Source organism: Curtobacterium sp. MCPF17_046 (assembly GCF_003224295.1).
Lineage (GTDB): Bacteria > Actinomycetota > Actinomycetes > Actinomycetales > Microbacteriaceae > Curtobacterium.
Window position 1 is genome coordinate 1 of sequence record NZ_QKLB01000013.1, and the last position, 21,181, is coordinate 21,181.

Below are 21,181 nucleotides of genomic sequence, written 5' to 3' on the forward strand. Positions count from 1 at the left end.
GAGATGTCTCGTGGGCTCGGAGATGTGTATAAGAGACAGGTCGTGCACGTTGAGCCCGGCGGCGAGTGCCGGGTCGGACTCCAGCGCACGCTCCCACCCCTGGTCCGCGATCGCCACGGCGTACGGGAGCGTCGCGTTCGTCAGCGCGATGGTGCTCGTCCGCGGGACCGCGCCCGGCATGTTCGCCACGCAGTAGTAGACGGCGTCGTGCACGGCGAACGTCGGGTCGTCGTGAGTGGTCGGCCGCGACCCCTCGAAGCACCCGCCCTGGTCGATCGCGATGTCGACGAGGACGGACCCGGCGCGCATGTCGGCGACCATCGCGTCCGTCACGAGCTTCGGAGCCGACGCCCCGGGGATGAGGACGGACCCGATCACCAGGTCCGCCTCGGCGACGGCGTGCGCGATCGCGAGCGGGCTCGACCGGAGGGTCGTCACCCGGCCGTCGAACCGCGCGTCGAGGGCTCGGAGGCGCGGCAGGCTGATGTCGAAGACCGTCACCTCGGCACCCATCCCGAGCGCGATCGTCGCGGCGTGCTCGCCCGCGACACCACCGCCGATCACCACGACCCGCCCCTTCGGCGTGCCGGGGACACCCCCGAGGAGGAGCCCGCGGCCGCCGTTCGCACGCATGAGGTGGTGGGCGCCGACCTGGGCGGACAACCGTCCGGCGATCTCCGACATCGGCGACAGGAGCGGCAGCGACCGGTCGGGGAGCTGCACGGTCTCGTACGCGATCGCGGTGGTGCCCGACTCGACCAGCGCCGCGGTCAGCGGGCGGTCAGCGGCGAGGTGCAGGTACGTGAAGAGGACCTGACCCGCACGCAGGAGCGGGTACTCGGCGGCCACGGGCTCCTTGACCTTGAGCACCATCTCGGCGTCCCAGGCCGACCCGGCGTCCGGCACGTTCACCGCGCCGGCGGCGGCGTACTCGTCGTCGGAGAACGCCGAACCCGTCCCGGCACCGGACTGCACGAGCACCTCGTGCCCGTGCATCGTCAGCTCGGCGACGCCGGCCGGGGTCGCGGCTACGCGGAACTCGTTGTTCTTGGTCTCGGTGGGGACGCCGATGCGCATGACGGACTCCTTCGTGGGCAGGTGCTCGGACACCGCCCATCCAGCCGCACGTTCGCCGCGAGCGCTCGCGCACCGAAGGATCACCCGCTCACCGGCCGTTCCGTTCCGCGGAGTTCGGCATCACGCAGGTCGGGAGCGCTCCCACCGAACGATCTGGTCACTCCCCCGGACCGACGCAGCACCTCGGCTGACGGCGACGAGTCAGCCGTCGGCGACCGGGTCCGCCCTCAGCGGCGCGACCGGGTCCGCCCTCAGCGTCGCGACCGGGTCCGCAAGGTGTCGCTCGGCAGCTCGCTGAACCGGGACCGGTACGCGGCCGAGAACCGACCGAGGTGGCCGAAGCCCCACCCACGGGCGATGTCCGCGACCGAGGTCTCGTCCCGCTCCGCCCGTCGCAGCTCGTCGAGCGCGCCGTCGAGCCGGACGGACCGCAGCAGCTCACCGGGCGTCTGGTCCAGGTGTCGCCGGAGCGACTGCTGCAACCCGCGCGGGCTGAGGCCGGCCGCCGCGGCGATCTCCGGCGTGCCGATGGGCTCACGGGCGTGCGCCTGCACGTAGTCGAGCGCACGCCGCAGCCGCTGGTGCTCCGGTCCGGACCCGGTCACGGCGGCACGCCACGTGCTGCGGCGCGGGAACGCCCGGAGCGCCGCGCTCGCGAAGGCCTCGGCGACGTCCCGGCGGACGGTGGCGGTCATCGGGGAGTCCACCTGCAGCCACGTCGACGAGAGCCGTCGGACCGTGTCGCGCCAGACCCCCATGCCGTCGGCGGCCGGCCGCTCGAGGGGCTCGAACGAGAACGTGTCGTCGCCGACCAGGCTCGTGACGAACGAGCGGTCGAGGTGCACGAGGTTGAGACCGATGTCGCGGTGGTGCAGGTCGTACGGCTCCGACGGCAGGATCACCGGGACGCCGGGCTCGAGGTCCACGGAGCGGCCGTTGAACGTGATGGTGCTGCTCCCGCTGCGGAGCCACGCGACGATGAAGTCGTCGGACTGGCTCTGACTGCGCAGGTCGACGCCGAAGCGGGAGGTCCGCAGGGAGATCCGTTCATCGGTGACACCGGCGAAGTCCCACGCCGTGTCCGCGTGCGTCCGCCGGATCGCGGGGGCCTTCAGGTCGTAGTCGGAGGTGAAGAACGCCATCGCCTGGTCGATGTCCGTGCCTGCCAACCGCCGGTACGACCGGGTGTCGGCACGCTCGACGCCGACGGGCGGAGCGGACGGAGCGGGACCGGCATCGGGAGTGAGCACCATGCTCCGACCGTACGCGACACCTCCGACATCGGACTCGACGGGCCTCCCCCAGAGCCGGGGCCACGCGCCTCCCGTCCGGTCAGCTCTGCAGGATCGCCTGACCGACGCTCTCGTCGAGGATGAGGTCCGTCACGAGCCCCGCGGCCAGGGCGCCGCGCAGCGACGCGGCCTTCCCCCGCCCGGCGACGACGCAGATCCGGCGCGGCGCCCGCTTGACCGTGTCGAGGTCGGGCGCACCGGCCCGGGCGTTCACCCCGATGTCCTTCCACGACCCGTCCGCGCGGTAGAACACGGTGGACACGTCGCCGACGACGCCGGCCTGTCGCAACTCGTCCTGGTCCGCCGGGTCGAGGTACCCGCCGGAGTACACGTGCGACGGCACCGGGGCCTGCGGAGCGCCGACCCCGAACACGACCAGGTCCATCCGCTCGTGCAGGTCGAGCACGCGTCGGATCGAGCGCTCGCGGAACAGCGCGGCCTTCGTGGCGGGGTCGTCGAAGAACGCCGGCACGGGGAACTGCTGCACGAGTGCGCCGTAGGCCTCGCCGAACCGCCGGAGGATCTCCGACGCGTAGACGATGCCCGTCGTGCGGGTGTTCGCGGCGCCGTTCACCTGCACGACGGTCGACCCGTGCGTGGTCTTCGGCACGAGGTAGCGGCTCACGGCGCTGACCGTCGAACCCCACGAGATGCCGATGACCATGTTCGACTCGATGTACTGCGTCAGGATCCGGGCGGCGGACAGGGCCACCCGCTCCAACCGGTCGACGTCGCTCGTGTGGTCCGGGACCGGCACGACGTGTGCGTGCACGCCGAAGCGCGCCCGGATGCTCCGGCTCAGCGCGGCCGCCTGGTCGAGCGGTGAGCGGATCTGGATGTCGACGAGCCCGGTGTCACGGGCGTACTTGAGCAGGCGGGACACCGACGACCGGGACGTGCCGAGCTCGTCGGCGATGGCGTCCATCGTGAGGTCCTGCAGGTAGTAGAGGTGCGCAGCCCGCAGGGCCTGCTGGGTGCGCACGGGCTGGGCGGCGTCGCTCATGGCTCCGAGCATGCACGGACGTGCACGCCCGCTGCAACCCCGTCCGGGCCTCCCGTCCGCCGTCCGGCGGCCCGGACAGGAGGCGCGACAAGCGTTCTGCACGTCCGTGCACGGAGGTTGCCCACACGTTCCGACGAGCGCACGATCGATGGAGTACCAACGGAATCGACCCCAGAAAGCGATGCGAACGACCATGTCGAAGAAGACGCAGCCCAGGAACACGGTCACCGCCCTCACCGGACGCCCGAACGCACAGGTCCTCATCGTCGGTGGCGGGATCAACGGCATCGCCACCTTCCGCGACCTCGCACTGCAGGGCGTCGACGTCGCCCTCGTCGAGCGCAGCGACTACGGCTCGGGCGCGTCCGCCGCGTCGAGCCACATGATCCACGGCGGCATCCGCTACCTCGAGAACGGCGAGTTCCGTCTGGTGCGCGAGAGCGTGCAGGAGCGCAACGGCCTCATCCGCATCGCCCCGCACTACGTCAAGCCGCTGCAGACGACCATGCCGGTCTTCTCGACGTTCTCCGGCATCATGAACGCCCCGCTGCGCATGCTCACGCACAAGCAGCGCTCCACGAAGGAGCGCGGCGCGATGCTCATCAAGATCGGCATGACGATCTACGACTCCTTCTCGCGCGACGGCGGTTCGGTCCCGAAGCACGTCTTCCGCACGAAGAAGGCGGCGCTCGAGGACATGCCGGCCCTCAACCGCGACCTCAAGTACACGGGCACGTACTACGACGCCTCGGTGCACGAGCCGGAGCGCCTGGCGCTCGACGTCCTGAAGGACGGGCTCGCCGCGAGCACCGGCACCGGCACGGACGCGACCGCCCGTGCGACGAACTACGTCGAGGCCGTCGGCAGCCGTGACGGCGGCGTCCTGCTCCGTGACCGCGAGACCGGCGAGGAGTTCGTGTTCACCGCGGACGTCGTCGTGAACGCGTCCGGTCCCTGGACGGACCTGACGAACGAGGCGTTCGGTGGTGGCACGAAGTACATGGGCGGCACGAAGGGCTCCCACATCGTCGTCGACAACCCCGAGCTGCTCGAGGCGACGAAGGGCCGCGAGCTGTTCTTCGAGAACAACGACGGCCGCATCGTCCTCATCTACCCGCTCAAGGGCCGGGTCCTCATCGGCACGACCGACATCGACGCCGACCCGTCGCAGCCGGTCGTCACCACCGACGAGGAGATCGACTACTTCTTCGGGCTCGTGAAGCACGTCTTCCCGCAGATCGAGGTCACGCGCGACCACATCGTCTACAGCTACTCGGGCATCCGACCGCTCCCCCGCCACGAGGACACCGCCCCCGGGTTCGTGTCCCGCGACTACCGGATCGTCGACACCCCGATCGCCGGCCTGCCGGACACGACCGTGCTGTCGCTCGTGGGCGGCAAGTGGACGACCTTCCGGGCCCTGGCCGCGCACCTGTCGACCGACGTCACGAAGAAGCTCGGCGTCGCCCGCACGGTCGACACGACCGGCATGCCGATCGGTGGTGGCAAGGACTTCCCGACCACCGACGGCCAGCGTGCCCTGTGGATCAAGTCGCACCGTGACGGCCTCGCGTCCGAGACCGTCGACCGCCTGCTCGACCGCTACGGCACCCGTGCCGCCGAGGTCGTCGATGCGCTGGTCACCGGTCCGGTCGAGCCGCTCGAGTCGGACGGCACGCTGACCCGTGCCGAGGTCCGGTACTTCGCCGAGCACGAGCAGGCCGTGCACCTGGTCGACGTCGTCCTCCGCCGCACGAACCTCGCGTTCGTCGGTGGTGTCACGATCGATCTGCTCGACGAGCTCGCCGACGTCATGGCCGAGTCGCTCGACTGGACGGCCGAGGAGCGCGCCGACGAGGTCCAGCGCACGCTCGACGTCCTGCGCGAGTCGCACCGCGTCATCGTGCCGCTGACGTCCGCGTCGCAGCTCGCGTAGTCCACGCGACGCACGACGAACGGGAGGCACGGTGCCAGCTGGCACCGTGCCTCCCGTTCGTCCACCCCGCCACCTGCCCGATGCGAGACGCCCCGGATGCGCCGAGACGCCGCCGGATGCTGCGGCGTTCCGCCGCCGGTGCGGCGTTCTGCGGTCCCGGCGGCGTCGCGCCGTCGGTGTCGTCAGAAGCGCTCGCCGGTCGGGTCCTGCGCACCGAGGTCGGCGAGGTCGTCGCCGCCGACGGGCTCGCCCGCCCAGTCCACGAGGCGCCACCCGTCGGCGGTCGAGCCCTCGAGCTCCACGACGCCGGTGTTCTCGAGGTGCCGGTTCCGCCCGAGGTCGTCCGGCACGTTCTGCGCCGTGACCGCGGCCCAGATCCGGATCGCGGCACCGTGGCTGAACGCCGCGACGACGTCCGCCCCGGTCTCCTCGATCTGCCGCACGGCGTCGTCGTACCGCGCGAAGAACGCGTGGCCGTCCTCCGCGCCGGGCAGGTGCTCGTCGCGGTCACCGGCAGCCCAGGCGTACACGGCCGCGAGGTAGCTCTGGACGGCGACCGTGTCCCGTCTGCCCTGCAGGTCGCCGGCCTCGATCTCCCGGAGGCCCGGCAGCACCACGGGTGCGAGGTCGAGCGCACGCGCGAGCGGGGCCGCGGTGATCTGCGTCCGGACCATCGTCGAGGTGAACAGGCGCTCGATGCCCCGGTCCCCCAGCGCGGCGGGGAGCGCGTCGGCCTGCTCCTGTCCGAGCTCGGTCAGGCCGGGTCCGGGCACCTCTGCGTCGAGCAGGCCGGTCACGTTCGCGGGGGTCTGTCCGTGTCGGACGAGCAGGAGTCGCATCCCCTCACCCTACGGAGCGACTCCCCCACTAGCCCTGACGGGTGTTCCAGCGCGGGTCCTTCTTGTTGATGACGTACACGCGCCCGCGCCGCCGCACGACCTGCGAGCCGGGGATCTTCTTGAGCGCCTTGAGCGAGTTGCGGACCTTCACGTGGACCTCCTTGATGAGAACGGTTTTCATGTACCGTACTGCACATGCCCGCAGTCCCGATCACCCTCGTCTCCGCCCTCCACGACGTCGACGCCGCACGCATCGCCGCACGGCTGTCCGACGGGCACCGGCTGCACGCCGCCGGCAGCGCGATGGCCGCGACACGGGCCGTCGCGGACCGGGCCGGGCGCCTCGCCGACGTCTGCGGGCCCGGCGCCCGGCACGCGCTCGTCGTCACCCTGCCCGTCGGCGGTGACGCTCGGGCCGTGGGCATGATGCTCGCGAACGCGGCCCGGGCCGAGACGGGCGACGACCGGGTGCTCCGGCACGTGGTGTCCGTCCTCCGCGCCGACGAGGTCGAGCACCTGTTCTGGTCCGGCGCCGACGACGCGTTCGTCGCCGGCGAGCGCCTCGCGGCCCTGGTCGAGTACGCGACCGTCATCGTGCTCGACCGTCATCGTGCTCGACCGCATCGACCGCCTGCCCACGGCACGGCGTCGAGCCCTCGTCGCCCTCCTGCACCGCTGCGCGCCGTCCGCCGTGGTCCTCGCCGACGAGCGGGTCCGCAGCGCCGACGACCTCCCGACGTCGAACGGCGGCGCGGCCCGCATGCTCGCCGGGAGCGCCGGGTGGATGCGGGCCCTGTCGACCGGGGCTGACGACGCCCACCGGCAGTCCGCGGACGGGCTCACCGCCCTGTGCTACCGGGACCCGCTGCCCTTCCACCCGTCCCGACTCGCCGACGTCGTGGAGCACGACCTCGCGGCCGGGCCGGACGGACGGGTCCTGCGCTCCCGCGGGTTCTTCCGGCTGGCGTCCCGGCCCGACCACGTCGGCTCCTGGTCGAGCGTCGGGGCGATGCTCGCGCTCGATCCGACCGCGAACCCGTCCTGGGACGAGGACGCCCCGATCGGCCAGTCGCTCTGGTTCGTCGGCGAGGACCTGGACGCGGACCGGGTCACGCGGGCGCTCGACGGAGCGCTCATCACCCCGGACGAGCTGCTCGCCGGGCCGGACCTGTGGCGCGCCTGGGCCGACCCCTTCCCGGTGTGGCCCGTCCTCGACCGCGACTGACGGCACGGTCCCCGCGACCGACCCGACACCGAGCCGTCCGCGACTGCTACCGTCTGGCCGTGGCGATCGAACCGGACACGAAGAACTGGACCTGGGTCATCGAGGCGGCGTGCCCGGACTGTGGCTTCGACGGCAGCGCGGTGACGTTCCGGGACGTGCCCGCGGTCATCGACGGGAACACGGACGGCTGGCCCGAGCAGCTCCGCCGCCCGGACGTGCGGGAGCGCCCGGACGAGTCGACGTGGTCACCGCTCGAGTACGGCGCCCACGTCCGTGACGTGCACCGGAAGATGACGGAGCGCCTCGAGCTGATGCTCGCCGAGGAGGACCCGCTGTTCCCGAACTGGGACCAGGACGCCACCGCCGTCGCGGACCGCTACGCCGAACAGGACCCGGCCACCGTCACCCGGGAGCTCCTCGCCGCCGCCGACCGCGCCGTGTCGGCCTTCGGCGGGGTGCCCGACCACCAGCTCGCCCGGACCGGGCGCCGCTCGGACGGCAGCGTCTTCACGGTCGCGACGCTCGCCGTCTACTACGCGCACGACCCGGTGCACCACCTGTGGGACGTCCGCCGGTCGCGCTGAGCGGTCCGGGCCTGGCGGCCGGGCGTCAGGCGAGCGCGTCGAGCAGTGCCCGCGCCGTCGCCGCGTCGGTGACCAGCTCGTTGACGAGCCGGCCACGCACGGCGCTGATGATGCTCGGCACCTTCACGGCACCGACGGCCACGCCGACCGCGTGCGGCACCGCGGCCAGGACCTCCCGCGAGGTCCGGACCATCCGCTCGCTGCCGGGGAACTCGATCGCCTCGCCGTCGGGGCCGGTGAAGTTCAGGCACACGTCCCCGGTCGCCCGGTCGAAGACCGCGTCGTCCACGGGCAGGCCCCTGGCCATCGCGTCGCGGGTCGCGACCGGCGCGCCGATGCCGAGGACCGCGCCCGTCGCACGCTCCCAGAGACCGACGACGTGCTGGAAGGCCGGGTCCTCGTCCAGGGAGGCCCGGAGCGGTTCGGACGGGAGCGCCTGCGCGAACAGGAAGGTCGGGATCGCCCCCGACCGCTCAGCGGCCGCCCGGGTGATCTCGTTCGTCTGGAACCACTGGTTCGGGTCGGCCTGACCACCGACGGTCGGGACGAGCTGCACGCCCGGCATCGGGGGCACGACGCCGTGCGCGATGGCGTGCACCGTGCTGCCGGAGGACACCAGGACCGCGTCCCCCGGGGCGAGGTGCATGGCCTCGACCGCTGCGGCGACGGGCTCGGCGAGGTCGACGCCGAGGGTCGCCGTGTGCGTCACGGCCGCGAGGTACACGGCCTGCAGACCGAGCACGACCCGCAACCGCTCGGCCAGGACGGCGGTCTCGTCCTGGAACGGGTCGACGACCTCGATCCGGACGAGCCCGGCGCGGCGGGCCTCGGACACCAGGCGGCTGACGGTCGGGCGGGAGACGCCCAGGCGGGCGGCGATCTCGTTCTGCGTCGCGTCCTCGAGGTAGTACATCCGGGCCGCCTGGTACACCGTGTCGAGCGGGAACCGGGAGCGGGGACCGTCGCCGGCGGGGACACCGCCCTCCGTCGGCGGACCGCTGGCGGGTGCGGGGTCGGACGGACTCGTTCCGGACATCGAGCGCGGGCCTCCCGGGGTGGTGCCGTCGGCCGGGTGCCGGGACGACACCGCGATCGTAGCGCCGACCGTCCTACCGAATGGTGAAGCCACCGTCGACGCGGAGGTCGGCGCCGTTCACCATCGCGGCCGACCCGCCGGCGAGGAAGAGCACCGCCGCCGCGACCTCGTCGGGCGTCGCGAACCGTCCGGTCGGGATCTCGTCCTGGTGGCGCAGGCCCGCCTCGTTCGCCCACGCGGACCGACCCAGGGCGGTGAGCACGACCGTCGGCGACACCGTGTTGACGGTGACGCCGCGGCGCCCCCACTCGAGGGCGAGCACGCGGGTCAGCCCGAGCAGACCGGCCTTCGACGCGCAGTATGCGGCGTGCCCGTCGATCCCGACGTGCGCAGCCTGGGACGCGATGGTCACGACCCGTCCGTACCCCGCGGTGAGCATGTGCCGTCCGACCGCCTGCGTCACGCGGTGCGTGCCGGTGAGGTTCACGTCGAGCGTCCGCGCCCAGGCGTCGGGCCCGAGGTCCTCGGCGGGGGCCAGGGCGACGATGCCCGCGCAGTTCACCAGGACCTCGACGCGCCCGGCGCCGGCGAGGACCTCGGCGACGGCCGTGTCCACCGAGGCCTGGTCCGTGACGTCGCACCCGATGCCGAGATGCCCGTCCCCGGGCAGCTCGGACGCAGCCGAGGACGACGCGTCGGCGCGGACGTCGAGGACGGCGACCCGCGCACCGCGGCCGGCGAGGGCGCGTGCGACCGCGTTGCCGATGCCGGACGCGCCACCGGTGACGACCGCGACGCGGCCGGTGAACGGGTTCGTGTGGTCGAGGTGGGCCGGACCGGGCCGCAGCAGCGCGGCGAGGTCGTCGTCGTCCGGCAGCGCTGCCGGGGCCGACGCGGGACCGGTGGACGGGTGGTGGTTCTGGAACGCGGACATGACGGGTAACATACCCGATGTCAGATACCACTGCGATTCGAGAGAGCCCATGTCGACGACGACGCCCCCACTCCTGCGCACCGCTCCCGCCCCCGGCCGCCTCGACCGACTCGGGATCCCCCGCCCCCTCGCCCTCGGCTTCCTCGGCGTCCTGGTGATGATGACCGGGGTCGGCGTCGAGTCGAACTTCGTCACCCCGCACATGGTCGCCGTGCTCGGCAGCCCTCCGGCCACGGTCGCGACGATCGTCACCGGTGCGAGCCTCGCGACCCTCATCGGCAGCTACCTGTCCGGCGCGCTCGCCGACCTGGTCGGCCCACGCCCCGTGATGACCGTCGGCGTCGTCGTCTGGGTTGTGTTCGAGGTCCTGTTCCTCGGCGCCCTCCACCTCGGCAGCGTCCCGCTCACCGCGGTGGCCTACACGCTCCGTGGACTCGGGCACCCGCTCGCCGCGTTCGCGTTCCTGGTCTGGGTGAACGTCACCGCGCCCGTCGAACGCCGTGGTGCGGCGGTCGGGTGGTTCTACGTCGCCTTCACCGGCGGCCTGCCCACGCTCGGCTCGTTGTTCGCCCTCGGGACCATCCCGGCCCTCGGCGGCGGGGTCGTCGGCGAGACCGGAGCGATGACCGCCTCGATCGCCCTCGTCGTCGCCGGGTGGGCGCTCGCGCGCTTCGGTGTCCGGCTGCCGAGCGGCACGCAGCGGATCGCCCCCGCCGGCGAGAGCCCCTGGCGGGTCGTCACGAGCGGGATCCGCCTGACCGCGACACGGCCGCGCGTGCTCATGGGGTTCCTCGTCCGACTCGTCAACACCGCACCGGAGTTCGGCATGTTCGTCGTCCTGCCGGCCGTCATCGCCGACGAGCGCGGCTGGGGGCAGCAGCGCTGGCTCCTCATGACCGTGTGCGTGTACGCGACGAACATCCTCGTGAACGCCCTGTTCGGCTGGGTCGGCGACCGCATCGGATGGGTCCGCACGGTCCGCTGGTTCGGCGTCGTCGGGTCCGCGGTCGGGCTGCTCGCCTGGTGGTACGTCCCGCAACTCGTCCCCGCCGGCTCCCACTGGGGGTACGTCGCCGCCGTCGTCGCCGGGTGCGTCTTCGGGTGCTCGCTCGCGGGGTTCGTCCCGATGGGTGCGATCATGCCGGCGCTCGAACCGCAGCACCGGGGTGCGGCCATGGCGATGTACACGACCGCGGCCGGCGGTGCCGCGTTCCTCGGCACCGGGGTGGTGGCCGTCGTCCTCGCGCTCGGCGGGGGCGGTGCCGCCGTCACCTGGACGTTCGTGGGGCTCTACGCCTGCGCCTTCCTCATGGTCGGCCGACTCCACGTCCCGCAGCACGACGAGGCCCACTGACCGATGTCCCCGTCCCTTCCCACCCACCCGTCCCCCGAGGAGGACCGCACATGACCACGATCTGCGACGACCCCGACGAGTTCGCCGAGGACCAACTCGCCGGTTGGCTCGCCCTGTACGCCGACCGCGTCCGCGGGGTGACCGGCGGCGTCGTGACGCTGCCGACCGCCGACACCGACCCGCAGGTCGCCGTCGTCGTCGGAGGCGGCTCCGGCCACTACCCCGCCTTCAGCGGTCTGGTCGGCCCCGGGCTCGCGACCGGCGCGGTCGTCGGGAACGTCTTCACGTCACCGTCCGCCGCCCAGGTGTACTCCGTGGCCAGGGCCGCCGACCAGGGCCGCGGCGTCGTCCTGTGCTTCGGGAACTACGCCGGCGACACGATGAACTTCGGGATCGCCGCCGAACGACTCCGCGCTGCCGGTGTCGACACGCGGATCGTGGTGGTCACCGACGACGTCGCCTCGGCGGACGAGGTCGACCGACGACGGGGCATCGCGGGCGACTTCGCGGTCGTCAAGGCCATGGGCGCCGCGGCGGCCGCCGGGGCCTCGCTGGACGAGGTCGAACGGGTCGGCCGGCGTGCGAACGACCGAACGCGGACGATCGGCGTCGCCTTCTCGGGCTGCACGCTGCCCGGGGCCGACGAGCCGCTGTTCACGGTGCCGGACGGTCACCTGGGCCTCGGCCTCGGTATCCACGGGGAGCCGGGCATCCGCGACGTCCCGCTCGTGCCGGCCCGCCAGCTCGCGCACCTGCTCGTGGACCGGTTGCTCGCCGAGCGTCCGGCCGACGCCCCCGCCGGTGGCCGGGTCGCCCCGGTCCTCAACGGCCTCGGCGACACCAAGTACGAGGAGCTGTTCGTGCTCTGGGGACGGATCGCGCCGCTCCTCGAGCAGGCCGGCCTCGCGGTCGTCGAGCCCGAGGTCGGCGAACTCGTGACGAGCCTGGACATGGGCGGGTGCTCGCTCACCCTGCAGTGGCTCGACGACGACCTCGAGCGACTCTGGCGTGCCGACGCCTACGCGCCCGCCTACCGCAAGGTGGCAGCGCCCCTCGCCGCACTCGTCCCCGCAGCCGCCGGGACCGAGTGCGCTGCGGACGCGACGGTCGTGCCGGACGCGAGCCGGGCCTCCCGGCAGGCCGCCGACACCGTGCGCGTGGTCGTCGCGGCGACGGAACGGCTGCTCCGCGAGCAGGAGCACGAACTCGGCCACATCGACGCCGTCGCCGGGGACGGCGACCACGGACGCGGGATGGTGAAGGGCATCGGTGCGGCCCGGCGGGCGGTGGACGGCACGGACGCGACCGCCGGCGTCGCGTTCCTGCTCGGACGCGCCGGCGAGGCCTGGGCGGCAGAGGCCGGCGGGACCTCGGGCGTGCTCTGGGGCGCGGCCCTCGAGGCGTTCGGCGCCGCGATCGGCGACGACGCCGACGAGGTCACCGCGTCGCTCGTGGTCGACGCGGCCCGGGCCTTCGCCGACGCGGTCGTCCAGCTCGGACGGGCGCGGCGTGGCGACAAGACAAGGCTCGACGCCCTGCTTCCGTTCGTCGACGCCCTCGACGCGGCGGTGCGCTCCGGCGTGCCGCTGCCGGAGGCCTGGACCGCTGCCGCCGAGGTCGCCCGGCTCGAGGCGACCGCCACCGCGGCGCTGTCGCCACGTGTGGGACGAGCCCGGCCGCTCGCCGCGAAGAGCGTCGGCACCCCGGACGCCGGAGCCGTCTCGATGGGCATGGTCCTCACCCGCGTCGGCGAGGTCCTCACCGCCCGACGTGACACCACGAACACCACCATCACCACCACCACTGGAGGAGTGCACGCATGACGTTCCGCATGGCGATCGGGTCGGACGACGCCGGTTTCACACTCAAGGAGGTACTGCGCGCCGACCTCATGGCCGATCCCCGGGTCGTGGACGTCGTCGACGTGGGTGTCGACGCCGACGGCCACACGGCCTACCCCCACGTCGCCGTCGAGGCCGCGCGGCTCGTCGCCGCCGGGTCCGCCGACCGGGCGCTGCTCGTCTGCGGCACCGGACTCGGGGTGGCGATCAGCGCGAACAAGGTCCCCGGCATCCGGGCGGTGACCGCGCACGACCCGTTCAGCGTCGAGCGGTCGGTGCTGTCGAACGACGCGCAGGTCCTCTGCCTCGGGCAGCGGGTGATCGGCACCGAGCTCGCCCGCCGCCTGGTGCGCGAGTGGCTCGGGTACACCTTCGACCCGGCATCGGCGAGCGCCGGGAAGGTCGACGCGATCCGGTCGTACGAGCAGTCCGCCGGATGACCCGGTGAACGCTGTGCTCCGGCCGCCGGACCTGGCCGGACCTGGCCGGAGCACAGCGTTCTGTCGGTTGCCGGACGTACCGTGCACCCGACTCCGATGCACCACCGCGGGTCCGATGCTCGACCGAGGGGAACCCCCATGAAGAAGTCCGTCTGGCTGCCGGCACTGATCGCGCCCGTCGTCGTCGCCGGGGCCGTCGCCGCTCCCGCACTGGCGAACGCCGCCGCTCCTCCCGTCGCCGGGGAGCACCCGACCGCCGCCGCGGTCATCGCCAGCATCGCCGGTTCCTCGGACGCGCAGTACTCGGGCAAGCTCGCGCAGACGAGCGACCTCGGGCTCCCGGAACTGCCCACCGGCTCCGGCGGCTCCTCGCTCGAGGGGGACGCCTCCGACGCACTCGGTCTGCTCACCGCCCCGCACACCGCCCGCGTCTACGTCGACGGGGCGACGAAGCAGCGGGTGCAGGTCACCGAACAGCTCGCCGAGCGGGACGTCATCCGCAACGGCAGCACCGTGTGGACGTGGGACTCCGAGGAGCGCGCCGCGACGAAGGTCACGCTCCCGAGCCGCTCCGCGGAGACGCCCGGATCCGGCACCACCACCCCGGGTGACGTGGCCGAGCGCGCGATCGACGCCATCACCCCGACCACGAAGGTCTCGAAGCCGGTGGCGACCTCGGTCGCCGGTCACGACGCCTGGCTCCTCACGCTCACCCCGAAGTCCTCCGACACCCTCGTCGGCACGGTGCAGCTCGCCGTCGACCAGCAGACGGGGCTGCCGCTGCGCGCGTCGGTCACCGCCGCGGGGAAGGACGACCCCGCGTTCCAGGTCGGCTTCACGAGCCTGTCGTACGGCGCGCCGGCGGCACGCCTGTTCGCTTTCACGCCGCCGAGCGGTGCGGACGTCTCCAGCGAGGACCTCTCCGACGTCCCGGGTGCACCCGGGGACGGTCGCGGACACGGTGCCCCGGACCACGGCGGCGCGACGGTCACCGGCAGCGGGTGGGACACGGTCGTGACCCTGCCCGCCGGCACCGCCGACAGCACCGGTCTCGGGTCGGAGGCGTCCGGGCTCCTCGACCAGCTCACGACGGCGGTCGACGGCGGTCGCGCCCTGCAGACCTCGCTCGTCTCGGTGTACCTGGCCGACGACGGCCGTGTCCTCGCGGGCGCGGTGCCGGTCGCGACGCTGGTCGCCGCCGCGAAGTGACGACGGGGACGGACACCGCGGCCGCACCCCGAGACACCACGGACACCGCAGCCGGGCTCGCCATCCGGACGGTCGGCCTCCGCAAGGTCTTCCGGAAGCAGCGGGCCGTGGACGGCATCGACCTCGCGGTGCCCCGCGGCTCGGTGTTCGGGTTCCTCGGGCCGAACGGCAGCGGCAAGACCACCACGATCCGGATGCTCCTGGGGCTGTCGACCGCCACGAGCGGGACGATCGAGGTGCTCGGCGAACCGATGCCGCGCGGGCTGCACTCGGTGCTCCCCCGGGTCGGTGCCCTGGTCGAGGGTCCGGCCTTCTACCCCTACCTGTCCGGCCGGGCCAACCTGTCCCGCTTCGACGCCGCCGATCCGACCTCCGACCCGCGGACGCGGCGGGAGCGGGTCGCGAGCGCACTCGACCGGGTCGGGTTGAGCCACGCCGCCGACAAGAAGGCGCACGCGTACTCGCTCGGGATGAAGCAGCGCCTGGGCTTGGCGAACGCGCTGCTGTCCCCGCGCGACCTCCTCGTGCTCGACGAGCCGACGAACGGCCTGGACCCGCAGGGGACCCGGGAGGTCCGGCACCTCATCCGGTCCCTGGCGGACGACGGCACGACGGTGTTCGTGTCGAGTCACCTGCTGGCCGAGATCGAGCAGGTCTGCACGCACGCGGCCGTGATGCGCACCGGCTCGATCGTCGCGCAGGGCCCGCTCGACGAGCTCCGAGCCGCCGGCGCCCGGACCGTCACGGTCCGGACCCCCGACATCGGGCAGGCCGGTGTCGTCCTCTCCCGCCTCGGACTCGCGCCCCGGCGAGAGGGCGGGTCCGACGTCCTGGTCGCCGACCTCACCACCGACGTCGAGCCGGAGACGATCACCGCCGAACTCGTCCGCGCCGAGGTCCGGGTGCGCGGCATCGCGGTCGGCGGCGGCACCCTCGAGGACCTGTTCGTCGCACTCACCGGAGAGGGCTTCGATGTCGCAGGGTGACACCGTGGACACGACGACACGACCCGGTGGTACCCGGTCCGCTCCGGGCGCTGCGCGGCGGACCCGCACGTTCGCCCTGCTCGGCTCCGAACTCGCGCTCGTCTTCCGTCGGCGTCGGACCTGGGCGATGCTCGGGGCACTCGCCCTCGTGCCGGTCCTCATCGCCGTCGCGGTCCGGCTCACCACCGACGGCGACGACGGTGGCCCGGCGTTCCTCGGCGACATCACGAACAACGGCCTGTTCGTGTCCTTCACGGCGCTGACGGTGTCGATCCCGCTCTTCCTGCCCCTCACGGTCGGGGTGGTCGCCGGCGACACCGTCGCCGGTGAGGCCAGCCACGGCACGCTGCGCTACCTGCTCGTCGCCCCGACTGGGCGGGTGCGGTTCATCGTCGTGAAGACGATCGGCGCGGTCGCGTTCTGTCTCGCCGCCACACTGCTCGTCGTCCTCGTCGGGGCGGCGATCGGTGCGGCGCTGTTCCCGGTCGGTCCGGTGACGCTGCTCTCCGGTACGCAGGTCGACGGCTGGTCGTACGCGGGCCGTGCGGTCCTGCTCGCGCTCTACGTGACGCTGTCGATGCTCGGCCTGGTGGCGATCGGTCTGTTCGCGTCGACGCTGACCAACGTCCCGGTCGGGGCGATGGCCGCGACGGTCGTGCTGGCCGGGGCATCGCAGGTGCTCGACCAGCTCCCGCAGCTCGACTGGCTGCACCCGTTCCTGTTCTCACACCTCTGGCTCGGGTTCGGCGACCTGCTGCGGGACCCGATCTCGTTCGACTCGTTCGGCAGCAACGCGGTCCTGCAGCTCGGGTACCTGGTCGTGTTCGGCGCGCTGGCGTACGGCCGGTTCGCCAGCAAGGACGTCCTCAGCTAGGTCCGGCCGGGCGCCAGCGGTGCGCCGCCGCCGTCAGTCGGCGCCGCGGGACGCCGGGGAACCGCTCTCGAGCGTGCCCTCGGCCTTCTCGTGCGCGTACACGTCGCGGAGGTCACGCGCCTTCTCGGACCGGTACCAGTCCTGCCGGGCCCCGGTCTCGACGGGCTGCATGCCGACGACGACCTTGCCGCGGGAGTGCATCTCCGCCAGGTCCTCGTACGCCTCGACGATGTACTCGAACGGGTAGAACCCGGAGATGAGGACCTGCACACGGCGGTCCTCGACGGCCTTCACGAGGTACGTGATGAGCTCGCGCGCCTCCGGGTCGGACGCCGGGGCCCGGAGGAACCGGAGTTCGGCGTCCCGCCGGTCATCCGACGACACGAAGCGCTTCTCGTCCACCCCGAGCCGGACGGCGAGCGCGCGCGCGGACTCGTCGCCGTGGTTGTCGATGAAGGCGGTGACGGGCCGGCCCTTCGCGATCTCGGTGATCCGGGCCTCCTCACCGTCCCCGTAGGCGACGGGCAGGATGCCGATCTGCCGCAGGTAGTCGTGGTTGCGCGGGCTGCCGAGTCCGATGACCGTCGCACCGGCGTCGCGGGCGAGCTGGCACTGGATGTGCCCGACGCCGCCGGCGGCCGCGCTGATGACGACGGTGTCGTCGGGTCCGAGTCGGAGCTTCCGGACGACGTCGACGGCGGTGCAGCCCGCCAGGTACAGCCCGCCGGCGACCTCCCACCCGACGTGGGTCGGCTTGATGACGACGGCGTCGCGGGGCACGACCACCCAGGTGGCGTGCGAGCCGCCCTCGGGCGCGTGCCCCATGACCTCGTCGCCCACGCGGAGGTCCTTCACCCCGTCGCCTCGCGCGCGCACGATGCCGGCGAGGTCGACGCCCTGCCGTGCCGGGAAGTCGACGTGGACGTGGTCCTGGAGCTTGCCCTCGCGGAGGAACCGCTCGATGTGGTTGAGGCCCGCCGCGATCACCTCGACGAGGACCTCGCCGGGGCCGGGCGTGGGGCGTTCCTGCGGCACGACCTCGACCACGTCGAATTCGCCGTACCGCTCGTACTGGACTGCGCTACCGGTTCGCATGTCATCCTCCTCGGGACGTCGTGCGTCCGTCCTACTCGCCGCACCCCGGTCGGTGCGCGGGGATGAGGGGTACTCGCAGGGACGGGTCGGACGGGAGGCCCGGGGCGGCCCGGAGCGCGCCTCCCGTCCGGTCCGGCGACCGGGGGGGGGGGGGGAGGACACCGGTCAGGACGGACCGAAGGCCGCCGCGATGCGGGCAGCGGTGTCGGCGTCGAGGTGCAGTGCCCGCTGGTCGGCGTCCGGACGCGGCACGCGGACCGGCGTCGACCAGAGCGAACCGTCCTCGGCGAGGTCGACGACGAGGGCGCCGGTGCCGACGAGGGCGGTCTCCTCGTCGTACCGACCGGTGACGTCGGCGTCGTTCGCGACCCCGGGCGCGACGAGGACGGGGACGCCGCCGGTCGAGCCGGCGAAGTGGTGGTGGTAGTGGCCGGCGAGCACGACCCGGACGTCGGCCCCCCGCAGCACCGCGGCGAGGTCACCGGGGTTGCGGAGCTTCAGCGCGTCGTGCAGCGACGTCGGTGCGGGCAGTGGCGGGTGGTGCAGGACGACGACCGACCCGTGCGGTGCCGGCTCGGCGAGGGCGGCCCGCAGGTGCTCGGTCGCGGTCGCGGACAGCTCGCCGTACCCGGCGCCCGGGACGCTCGTGTCGACGGTGACGATCCGCCGGCCCGCGACGACGGACCGCCCTCGGACCGGGACCGCGGGGTCGTGGTGCTCCATCGTGTGCATGAGCGGTCTCCCGCCCTCGCCGAGGACGTGCCCGTCGAACAGGACCCGTCGGAAGCCGTCGCGCTGGTCGTGGTTGCCGGGGACCGTCACGAACGCCGCGCCGTGCCGCTCGGCCCAGCCGCCGACCAGGTCGCGGACCGTCGCGTACGACTCCGGCGACCCGTCCTCGGACACGTCGCCGGAGACGACGACCAGCCCCACGCCGTCGAGGCCGTCCAGATGGTCGAGCAGGGCGCCCAGCGCCGCCGTGGTGTCGACGGTGCCCTGGTGCAGCGCGCCGTCCCCGGTCACGTGCGTGTCCGAAAGGTGCAGGATGCGGAGTGTTCCGGGAGCGGGAGGCTGCATGTCGCACACCGTAGCCGGGCCGGACGACCGGGGTGCGTCGCCGGGGGTACCGTTGTCCGGTGATCGACCTGCGCTCCGACACCGTGACCCGTCCGACCCCGGCGATGCGCCGCGCCATGGTGGACGCCGAGGTCGGTGACGACGTGTTCGGCGAGGACCCCGAGACCACCGCGCTCGAGCAGGAGGTCGCCGCGCTCCTCGGTCACGAAGCCGGGCTCTTCACCCCGTCCGGGTCGATGGCGAACCAGCTCGGGCTCCGCCTGCTCGTCGGCCCCGGCGAGGAACTGCTCGCCGACGTGCAGGCCCACGTCGTCCGCGCCGAGCTCGGCGCGGCGGCCGTGTTCTCCGGCATCACCACACGGACGTGGGCGTCCGACCGCGGCCGTCTGGTGGCCGACGCGGTGCGCGCGATCGCGGAGCCGAACGCCGGCGCCTACTCGGTGTCGACGACGGCGATCGCGGTGGAGAACACGCACAACTTCGGCGGCGGCACCGTGCAGCCCGTGGCCGAGGTCCGCGCCGTGCAGGAGTTCGCCCGCGAGCACGGCATCGGCCTGCACCTGGACGGTGCCCGGTTGTGGAACGCCCACGTGGCGTCGGGCACCCCGTTCCCCGACCTGGCGAGCGGGTTCGACACGGTGTCCGTCTGCATGTCGAAGGGCCTCGGTGCGCCCGTCGGGTCCGTGCTCGTCGGATCGGCCGACCGGATCGCGGCCGCGCGGATCTGGCGGAAGCGCTACGGCGGGGGCATGCGGCAGACGGGCATCCTCGCCGCGGGCGCACGGCACGCCCTGCACGAGCACGTCGACCGCCTGGCCGAGGACCACGCGAACGCCCGGGTGCTCGCAGCGGCGCTCGACGTCGACCCGGAGTCGGTGGACACGAACATCGTCTTCGCGCAGGTGTCCGACCCCGACACGTTCGTCGCCGCCGCCGAGGCCGCTGGCGTCCGGGTGATGCGGCTCGGGCGGACGACGGTGCGCCTCGTCACCCACCTGGACGTGTCCGCGGAGGACGCCGCGCGGGCCGCCGAGGTGCTCGCCGCACTCCCCCGCTGACGGCGGAGCCGACCCCGCACCCGTCAGCCGACGGCCGCCGCCGCCGCGGGTGCCGTCCGCAGGTCGAACGACAGCGGATCCGCGCGGACCGTGTCGAGCGCGAGCGCGACGGCACCCGTCACGACGACGTCCGCCCCCAGCGTCGAGGCCACGATCTCCGGCACCGGGTCGAACCGCCCGCTGCCGAGCACGGCCGAAGCGCGGTCGATGACGGCACCGGCGTGCCCCGCGATCGCCCCCGCGACGACCACCCGGTCGATGTCGAGCAGGCTCGCGAGCAGGACGCACACCCGGGCGAGCAGGTCCCCGAGCTGATCCACGACCTCGAGCGCGACGGGGTCGCCGTCGTCCGCGGCGCGGAAGACCGCGGCCGCGTCGAGGCCCTCGCGGGCGACGGCACGGCCGAGCGGGCTGTCCGGGTCGACCCGGCCGGCGTCGACCGCCGCCGTCACCGCGGTGCGCGCCGCCGCGCCGAGTCCGTCCGACGACCCCACACCGACGACGAGTCCGAGTGCGCGCAGCTCGCCCGCGCCGCCCCGCGCACCGCGGAGCAGCACGCCGTCGACGACGAGGCCGGCGCCGAACCGCTCCCCCGCGAGCAGTGCGGCGAAGGACGCCTCCGGCGCGGACGGCCGTTCGGCGATGGCCGCCAGGTTCGCGTCGTTCTCGACGACGACGCGGGCTCCGGGGGCGACCGCGTCGAAGCCGGGGTTCATGCTGACCCAGAAGCCGCCGTCGTCCGGTGAGACACCGCGGGCGTCGACGGGTGCGGGGACCCCGACGGTGGTCACGAGGACCCGGTCGGCGTCCGTCCCGGCCGCGGCGAGCGCGGCGGCGACGGTGGTCGCGACCGCATCGAGGCGGAACCCGACGTCGAGCCCTCGCGTGCCGAGGTCGGTCTCCGCACGCGCGAGCACGGCACCGCGCAGGTCGGCGACGAACGCAGCGACCCGGTGCTGTCCGGCGTCGACGCCGACGACGCACCCCGCGGTCGGGTCGAGTTCGTAGCGCCGTGCGGGTCGACCGATGCGGTACTCGCCGGCGGTGCGCGCGTCGTCCAGCTCCGTCAGCCAGCCGCGTGCGACGAGGTCCTCGCACGCAGCGAGCACGGTGGAGCGGGTCAGTCCGGTCGACTCCATCGCCTCGGTCGCGGTGAAGGCGCCGACGTCGAGTGCGTGATCGAGGACGGTCTCCGCACTGGAGGCACGGGGCGACGCTCGACGCTGCGGCATGTGGCGAGACTACCGCGGCACGGATTGCTTGCGCGAGTAGATTTTGTCCGTATATTTAGTCGGGCGCGCTGCATCGGAGCAGCGCGCAC

General features: G+C 73.4%; 21 protein-coding genes. 11 read left to right on the forward strand and 10 right to left on the reverse strand.

From position 1 onward, the window contains the following. The 3 genes from ald to DEJ32_RS11750 form a co-directional block, all read right to left on the reverse strand. The coding region (gene ald / locus DEJ32_RS11740) for an alanine dehydrogenase (protein WP_110901467.1) at window positions 1-1,077 on the reverse strand (1,077 nt) is incomplete at its 3' end. Between the two features lie 251 nt (window positions 1,078-1,328). After that, window positions 1,329-2,330, reverse strand: coding sequence for an AraC family transcriptional regulator (locus DEJ32_RS16625; protein ID WP_110901403.1), 1,002 nt, complete (start codon window positions 2,328-2,330; stop codon window positions 1,329-1,331). 79 nt (window positions 2,331-2,409) lie between these two features. Further along, entirely contained in the window at window positions 2,410-3,372 is a 963-nt protein-coding gene (locus DEJ32_RS11750; protein WP_110890112.1) for a sugar-binding transcriptional regulator, read from the reverse strand. 193 nt (window positions 3,373-3,565) lie between these two features. Here DEJ32_RS11750 and DEJ32_RS11755 point away from each other — a divergent pair, with 193 nt between their 5' ends. After that, window positions 3,566-5,308 (forward strand): glycerol-3-phosphate dehydrogenase/oxidase, encoded by a 1,743-nt coding sequence (locus DEJ32_RS11755; RefSeq protein WP_181420665.1) that lies wholly within the window; start codon window positions 3,566-3,568, stop codon window positions 5,306-5,308. A 182-nt stretch (window positions 5,309-5,490) separates the two neighbouring features. On the opposite strand, the gene DEJ32_RS11760 is transcribed toward DEJ32_RS11755, so the two are convergent. Beyond that, complete coding sequence (locus tag DEJ32_RS11760; protein ID WP_110901405.1) at window positions 5,491-6,147, reverse strand: histidine phosphatase family protein; 657 nt, start codon at window positions 6,145-6,147, stop codon at window positions 5,491-5,493. A gap of 28 nt (window positions 6,148-6,175) precedes the next feature. Continuing rightward, on the reverse strand, window positions 6,176-6,298 hold the full coding sequence (ykgO, locus tag DEJ32_RS11765; RefSeq protein WP_056224971.1) for a type B 50S ribosomal protein L36: 123 nt from the start codon (window positions 6,296-6,298) through the stop codon (window positions 6,176-6,178). A gap of 44 nt (window positions 6,299-6,342) precedes the next feature. On the opposite strand from ykgO, the gene DEJ32_RS11770 reads away from it, so the two are divergent. Genes DEJ32_RS11770 through DEJ32_RS11780 form a run of 3 tightly spaced genes read left to right on the forward strand, consistent with a single transcriptional unit; the run spans window position 6,343 to window position 7,956 of the window. Further along, complete coding sequence (locus DEJ32_RS11770; protein WP_110901406.1) at window positions 6,343-6,957, forward strand: hypothetical protein; 615 nt, start codon at window positions 6,343-6,345, stop codon at window positions 6,955-6,957. Then, window positions 6,908-7,372 carry a GTP-binding protein gene (locus DEJ32_RS11775; protein WP_110901407.1) on the forward strand — a complete coding sequence of 155 codons (465 nt, stop codon included), beginning with the start codon at window positions 6,908-6,910 and terminating at the stop codon, window positions 7,370-7,372. Before DEJ32_RS11770 ends, DEJ32_RS11775 begins: the two co-directional genes overlap by 50 nt. Before the next feature lie 59 nt (window positions 7,373-7,431). After that, window positions 7,432-7,956, forward strand: coding sequence for a DinB family protein (locus DEJ32_RS11780; protein ID WP_110901408.1), 525 nt, complete (start codon window positions 7,432-7,434; stop codon window positions 7,954-7,956). 25 nt (window positions 7,957-7,981) lie between these two features. Here the strand turns inward: DEJ32_RS11780 and DEJ32_RS11785 are convergent, their stop codons facing one another. Further along, window positions 7,982-8,992, reverse strand: coding sequence for a sugar-binding transcriptional regulator (locus tag DEJ32_RS11785; protein WP_110901468.1), 1,011 nt, complete (start codon window positions 8,990-8,992; stop codon window positions 7,982-7,984). Between the two features lie 73 nt (window positions 8,993-9,065). Next, on the reverse strand, window positions 9,066-9,926 hold the full coding sequence (locus DEJ32_RS11790) for a GolD/DthD family dehydrogenase (RefSeq protein WP_110901409.1): 861 nt from the start codon (window positions 9,924-9,926) through the stop codon (window positions 9,066-9,068). 49 nt (window positions 9,927-9,975) lie between these two features. On the opposite strand from DEJ32_RS11790, the gene DEJ32_RS11795 reads away from it, so the two are divergent. The 6 genes from DEJ32_RS11795 (at window position 9,976) to DEJ32_RS11820 (ending at window position 16,630) form a co-directional block, all read left to right on the forward strand. Beyond that, on the forward strand, window positions 9,976-11,280 hold the full coding sequence (locus DEJ32_RS11795) for an RbtT/DalT/CsbX family MFS transporter (protein WP_110901410.1): 1,305 nt from the start codon (window positions 9,976-9,978) through the stop codon (window positions 11,278-11,280). Between the two features lie 50 nt (window positions 11,281-11,330). After that, window positions 11,331-13,103, forward strand: a complete 1,773-nt coding sequence (locus tag DEJ32_RS11800; RefSeq protein WP_110901411.1) for a dihydroxyacetone kinase family protein — start codon at window positions 11,331-11,333, stop codon at window positions 13,101-13,103. Then, window positions 13,100-13,561, forward strand: coding sequence for a ribose-5-phosphate isomerase (locus tag DEJ32_RS11805; protein WP_110890119.1), 462 nt, complete (start codon window positions 13,100-13,102; stop codon window positions 13,559-13,561). Before DEJ32_RS11800 ends, DEJ32_RS11805 begins: the two co-directional genes overlap by 4 nt. A 138-nt stretch (window positions 13,562-13,699) precedes the next feature. After that, window positions 13,700-14,770 (forward strand): DUF2092 domain-containing protein, encoded by a 1,071-nt coding sequence (locus DEJ32_RS11810; protein ID WP_110901412.1) that lies wholly within the window; start codon window positions 13,700-13,702, stop codon window positions 14,768-14,770. Beyond that, complete coding sequence (locus DEJ32_RS11815) at window positions 14,767-15,756, forward strand: ABC transporter ATP-binding protein (protein ID WP_110901413.1); 990 nt, start codon at window positions 14,767-14,769, stop codon at window positions 15,754-15,756. Before DEJ32_RS11810 ends, DEJ32_RS11815 begins: the two co-directional genes overlap by 4 nt. Beyond that, window positions 15,743-16,630 (forward strand): ABC transporter permease, encoded by an 888-nt coding sequence (locus DEJ32_RS11820; RefSeq protein WP_110901414.1) that lies wholly within the window; start codon window positions 15,743-15,745, stop codon window positions 16,628-16,630. Before DEJ32_RS11815 ends, DEJ32_RS11820 begins: the two co-directional genes overlap by 14 nt. A gap of 33 nt (window positions 16,631-16,663) precedes the next feature. On the opposite strand, the gene DEJ32_RS11825 is transcribed toward DEJ32_RS11820, so the two are convergent. Beyond that, window positions 16,664-17,725, reverse strand: a complete 1,062-nt coding sequence (locus tag DEJ32_RS11825) for an NADP-dependent oxidoreductase (protein WP_110901415.1) — start codon at window positions 17,723-17,725, stop codon at window positions 16,664-16,666. 165 nt (window positions 17,726-17,890) lie between these two features. Next, complete coding sequence (locus DEJ32_RS11830) at window positions 17,891-18,802, reverse strand: metallophosphoesterase (RefSeq protein WP_110901416.1); 912 nt, start codon at window positions 18,800-18,802, stop codon at window positions 17,891-17,893. Window positions 18,803-18,861: 59 nt separating this feature from the next. Here DEJ32_RS11830 and DEJ32_RS11835 point away from each other — a divergent pair, with 59 nt between their 5' ends. Then, the gene (locus DEJ32_RS11835; protein WP_110901417.1) at window positions 18,862-19,860 is read left to right on the forward strand and encodes a low specificity L-threonine aldolase; all 999 of its coding nucleotides are present in this window, start codon (window positions 18,862-18,864) and stop codon (window positions 19,858-19,860) included. Between the two features lie 23 nt (window positions 19,861-19,883). Here DEJ32_RS11835 and DEJ32_RS11840 read toward each other — a convergent pair whose 3' ends face one another. Then, entirely contained in the window at window positions 19,884-21,092 is a 1,209-nt protein-coding gene (locus DEJ32_RS11840; RefSeq protein WP_110901418.1) for an ROK family protein, read from the reverse strand. Window positions 21,093-21,181: the final 89 nt, after the last annotated feature.

What these genes read in the sequence shown, in the direction of transcription:
- DEJ32_RS16625 (WP_110901403.1), bottom strand. Translation starts at nt 2,330, where the DNA reads ATGGTGCTCACTCCCGATGCCGGTCCCGCTCCGTCCGCTCCGCCCGTC.
- DEJ32_RS11750 (WP_110890112.1), bottom strand. Translation starts at nt 3,372, where the DNA reads ATGAGCGACGCCGCCCAGCCCGTGCGCACCCAGCAGGCCCTGCGGGCT.
- DEJ32_RS11755 (WP_181420665.1), top strand. Translation starts at nt 3,566, where the DNA reads ATGTCGAAGAAGACGCAGCCCAGGAACACGGTCACCGCCCTCACCGGA.
- DEJ32_RS11760 (WP_110901405.1), bottom strand. Translation starts at nt 6,147, where the DNA reads ATGCGACTCCTGCTCGTCCGACACGGACAGACCCCCGCGAACGTGACC.
- DEJ32_RS11770 (WP_110901406.1), top strand. Translation starts at nt 6,343, where the DNA reads ATGCCCGCAGTCCCGATCACCCTCGTCTCCGCCCTCCACGACGTCGAC.
- DEJ32_RS11775 (WP_110901407.1), top strand. Translation starts at nt 6,908, where the DNA reads ATGCTCGCCGGGAGCGCCGGGTGGATGCGGGCCCTGTCGACCGGGGCT.
- DEJ32_RS11785 (WP_110901468.1), bottom strand. Translation starts at nt 8,992, where the DNA reads ATGTCCGGAACGAGTCCGTCCGACCCCGCACCCGCCAGCGGTCCGCCG.
- DEJ32_RS11790 (WP_110901409.1), bottom strand. Translation starts at nt 9,926, where the DNA reads ATGTCCGCGTTCCAGAACCACCACCCGTCCACCGGTCCCGCGTCGGCC.
- DEJ32_RS11795 (WP_110901410.1), top strand. Translation starts at nt 9,976, where the DNA reads ATGTCGACGACGACGCCCCCACTCCTGCGCACCGCTCCCGCCCCCGGC.
- DEJ32_RS11800 (WP_110901411.1), top strand. Translation starts at nt 11,331, where the DNA reads ATGACCACGATCTGCGACGACCCCGACGAGTTCGCCGAGGACCAACTC.
- DEJ32_RS11805 (WP_110890119.1), top strand. Translation starts at nt 13,100, where the DNA reads ATGACGTTCCGCATGGCGATCGGGTCGGACGACGCCGGTTTCACACTC.
- DEJ32_RS11810 (WP_110901412.1), top strand. Translation starts at nt 13,700, where the DNA reads ATGAAGAAGTCCGTCTGGCTGCCGGCACTGATCGCGCCCGTCGTCGTC.
- DEJ32_RS11820 (WP_110901414.1), top strand. Translation starts at nt 15,743, where the DNA reads ATGTCGCAGGGTGACACCGTGGACACGACGACACGACCCGGTGGTACC.
- DEJ32_RS11825 (WP_110901415.1), bottom strand. Translation starts at nt 17,725, where the DNA reads ATGCGAACCGGTAGCGCAGTCCAGTACGAGCGGTACGGCGAATTCGAC.
- DEJ32_RS11830 (WP_110901416.1), bottom strand. Translation starts at nt 18,802, where the DNA reads ATGCAGCCTCCCGCTCCCGGAACACTCCGCATCCTGCACCTTTCGGAC.
- DEJ32_RS11840 (WP_110901418.1), bottom strand. Translation starts at nt 21,092, where the DNA reads ATGCCGCAGCGTCGAGCGTCGCCCCGTGCCTCCAGTGCGGAGACCGTC.